Genomic DNA, 2,534 nt, shown 5'->3' on the forward strand with positions numbered 1-2,534 from the left:
ATGAGCAGCTACCGCGCCAAGAAGCGCGCCTTCATCGCTCGCCTGATCCTGATCGACGTCTGCGTCGTCCTCACTATCGTCCTGATGATCGAGCAGACCCGCCCGGTCTGCTGAACCCTTCAAACCTCACCAGATGCGCACGCCGCAGGGATTGGCGTGCGCAGGAGAAAGACATGACTGAAACCAAGACCCACTACCGCAAAGCGTTCGACTCCCCCTACCTGAGCAGCGCTGACCTTGTAGAGCCGACCGTCCTGACCATCAAGCGCGTCGGCCTGGAGCCTGACCGCACGAAGAAGACCAAGGACGTGTTCAACACCGCGCACTTCGTCGAGCGTGAGATTCGCCCGGGAGAGCCGCTCAAGCCAATGATCCTCAACGCTACGAACAGCAAGACACTTCGGGCGCTGACCGGCTCTGCGTTCCTCGAGGACTGGCAGAACGTCAGGGTGACAATCTACGTCGACCAGAACGTGCGATTCGGCAAGGAAGTGACAGAAGGGCTGCGCATCAGCCCTCACGCGCCGGTTGGTCGCCGGATCGAGCCGTGCACCAAGGCATGGGAAAACGCCAAGCTGGCCTATCGGCGCGACGGAAACCTCGATGCCGTGCTGGCCAGGGCGGAAATGAGCGAAGAGAACCAGGCCCTGCTGATCGAGGAATGCCAGCGTGAAGTGGCATGACGTGCCCCAGAACAGCGAAGTCTGGGAGGCGCTGCGGGTAGGAAAAGCCACAGCGTCTAACTTCGGGACCATCATGGCAAACGATGGAAACGCTTTCGGAGACCCGGCGAAGAAGTATGCGCTGCAGATCGCTCTGGAGATAGCGACCGGAAGGAAGGCGGAGTTCAGTTTCAAGAATGACCACACCGACCGCGGCCACGAGCAGGAGCCTGTTGCCCGAATGCTGTACGAGGAAGAGCACTTCGTCGACGTGACGAACGGGGGCTTCTTCGATCACGGCACATACGGAGACTCACCTGACGGTCTGATCGGCGAAGACGGGGTGATAGAGATCAAGTCCGTCACTGCCGCAGTCCACTTCGCCACCCTCAAGCGCGGCTCGTTCGATCCTGCCTACCGCTGGCAGTTGATTGGGCACCTAGACTGTACTAGCCGCCAATGGGTCGACTTTGTCAGCTACTGCTCAGAGTTCCCCGAGGCGGGCCAGTTGATCGTTCACCGCCTGCATCGGAGTGACTTCGCCGAAGAGATCGAACGGCTCAGGGCGCGGCGAGATAAATTCCTTGCCCTGGTAAACAAAACACTGGACAGCATTCCGAGGTAGATATGGCACGCGGACTCAACAAAGTCATGCTGATCGGCAACGTAGGCGGCGACCCCGAGGTTCGCTACAGCCAGAACGGCACCGCCTTCGCCAACATCACCCTGGCGACATCCGAAAGCTGGAAGGACAAGCAGACTGGGCAGCAGCAGGAGCGCACCGAATGGCACCGCGTAGTTTTCAGCGGGAAGCTGGCCGAGATCGTTGGACAGTACGTCACCAAGGGGCAGCAGCTCTACATTGAGGGCAAGCTGCGCACTCGGGAGTGGGAGAAGGATGGCATCAAGCGCTATACCACTGAGATTCTGGTGGGCGTCGAAGGCTCTATGCAGATGCTCGGCGGCAAGCAAGAGGGTGGCTTGCCACCACAACAGCAGCAGCCTCGCAAGCCGAGCGATGAGCAGCAGGGCCAGCAAAGCCAGCAGGCTTCGACGCCAGACCCTTTCGACGATGAAATCCCCTTCTAGGTCATACCACTACTGACCAGCCGCAGGGGCGCCTCTGAGCGCCCTTCTCGCCTCACCAGCTGCCGGCGCTGCCCGGCCTCGGATATCCCATGTACGACGCAATCAACACTCTGCCCAGCAAAGAGGCGGACAGGCAGCGGCTTGCCCGGCTCATGGACCAGCACACCAAATCAGGCGGTCCCGTTTCCGAGCTGCCCGGCTACGGGCCTAAGCCCATGCCGCCGCGCCGCAGCAAGATCGATCCGGAAACCCGTCTCAAGCGCCGGCCCGCGCCGACGATCAGGAAGGCAGGAGGTCGGGCATGAGCGCAGCCCTGCAGATGCTCGCCGGCACCGGAGCCATGCCGGCATTTCTGATGGACGCCCGGTCGGCCAAGATCAACCCACTCTGCTACGCACTGGCGATGGCCTGGGCGCTCAAGGAACACGGAACGGCCGCCGCCGTACGCGCCACTGCACGGCGCGTCGCCCGCGACGTGTTCCTGCCGCACCAATCGAAGGTCAAGAGGCTGGCCAAGGAGCTGGATGACGCCGCGGTGATGAAGCACGCCACCCAGGTCGTCGACGACGTGTGCCGACTGCTCGACATCGAGCCGGACAAGCCGTTCCCGGTAAAGCAGCCCGAGCCAATCAAGCTGGTCGAGCCGCCCAGCTGCCACCTGAAGCCGATGCGGCTCGCCGGCTACCACAAGCACCGGCACTGGAAGTGCCAGCACTGCAGCCACACCAAGCCGCTGGACTGGAGGAAGTCATGAGCAACGTCGTCGAACTGATCAAGCACGCC

The 2,534-nt window shown here is 62.0% G+C and carries 5 protein-coding genes; all 5 read left to right on the top strand.

What is annotated here, in order from left to right; genetic code table 11:
* The first annotated feature begins 173 nt into the window (after positions 1 to 173).
* The 5 genes from EV691_RS23040 (at position 174) to EV691_RS23060 (ending at position 2,505) form a co-directional block, all read left to right on the top strand.
* Entirely contained in the window at positions 174 to 683 is a 510-nt protein-coding gene (locus EV691_RS23040; protein WP_131302565.1) for a hypothetical protein, read from the top strand.
* A complete protein-coding gene (locus EV691_RS23045) occupies positions 670 to 1,287 on the top strand; it encodes a lambda exonuclease family protein (RefSeq protein WP_131302563.1) in 618 nt (205 codons plus the stop codon). Before EV691_RS23040 ends, EV691_RS23045 begins: the two co-directional genes overlap by 14 nt.
* Before the next feature lie 2 nt (positions 1,288 to 1,289).
* Positions 1,290 to 1,751, top strand: a complete 462-nt coding sequence (ssb, locus tag EV691_RS23050; protein ID WP_131302561.1) for a single-stranded DNA-binding protein — start codon at positions 1,290 to 1,292, stop codon at positions 1,749 to 1,751.
* An 89-nt stretch (positions 1,752 to 1,840) separates the two neighbouring features.
* Positions 1,841 to 2,056 carry a hypothetical protein gene (locus EV691_RS23055; protein WP_131302559.1) on the top strand — a complete coding sequence of 72 codons (216 nt, stop codon included), beginning with the start codon at positions 1,841 to 1,843 and terminating at the stop codon, positions 2,054 to 2,056.
* Positions 2,053 to 2,505 carry a hypothetical protein gene (locus EV691_RS23060; RefSeq protein WP_131302557.1) on the top strand — a complete coding sequence of 151 codons (453 nt, stop codon included), beginning with the start codon at positions 2,053 to 2,055 and terminating at the stop codon, positions 2,503 to 2,505. The genes EV691_RS23055 and EV691_RS23060 overlap by 4 nt, the downstream gene beginning before the upstream one ends.
* Positions 2,506 to 2,534: the final 29 nt, after the last annotated feature.

Source organism: Azotobacter chroococcum (genome assembly GCF_004339665.1).
GTDB lineage: Bacteria > Pseudomonadota > Gammaproteobacteria > Pseudomonadales > Pseudomonadaceae > Azotobacter > Azotobacter chroococcum.

Coding starts and splice junctions, on each gene's coding strand:
- EV691_RS23040 (WP_131302565.1), top strand. CDS start 174: ATGACTGAAACCAAGACCCACTACCGCAAAGCGTTCGACTCCCCCTAC.
- ssb (WP_131302561.1), top strand. CDS start 1,290: ATGGCACGCGGACTCAACAAAGTCATGCTGATCGGCAACGTAGGCGGC.
- EV691_RS23055 (WP_131302559.1), top strand. CDS start 1,841: ATGTACGACGCAATCAACACTCTGCCCAGCAAAGAGGCGGACAGGCAG.
- EV691_RS23060 (WP_131302557.1), top strand. CDS start 2,053: ATGAGCGCAGCCCTGCAGATGCTCGCCGGCACCGGAGCCATGCCGGCA.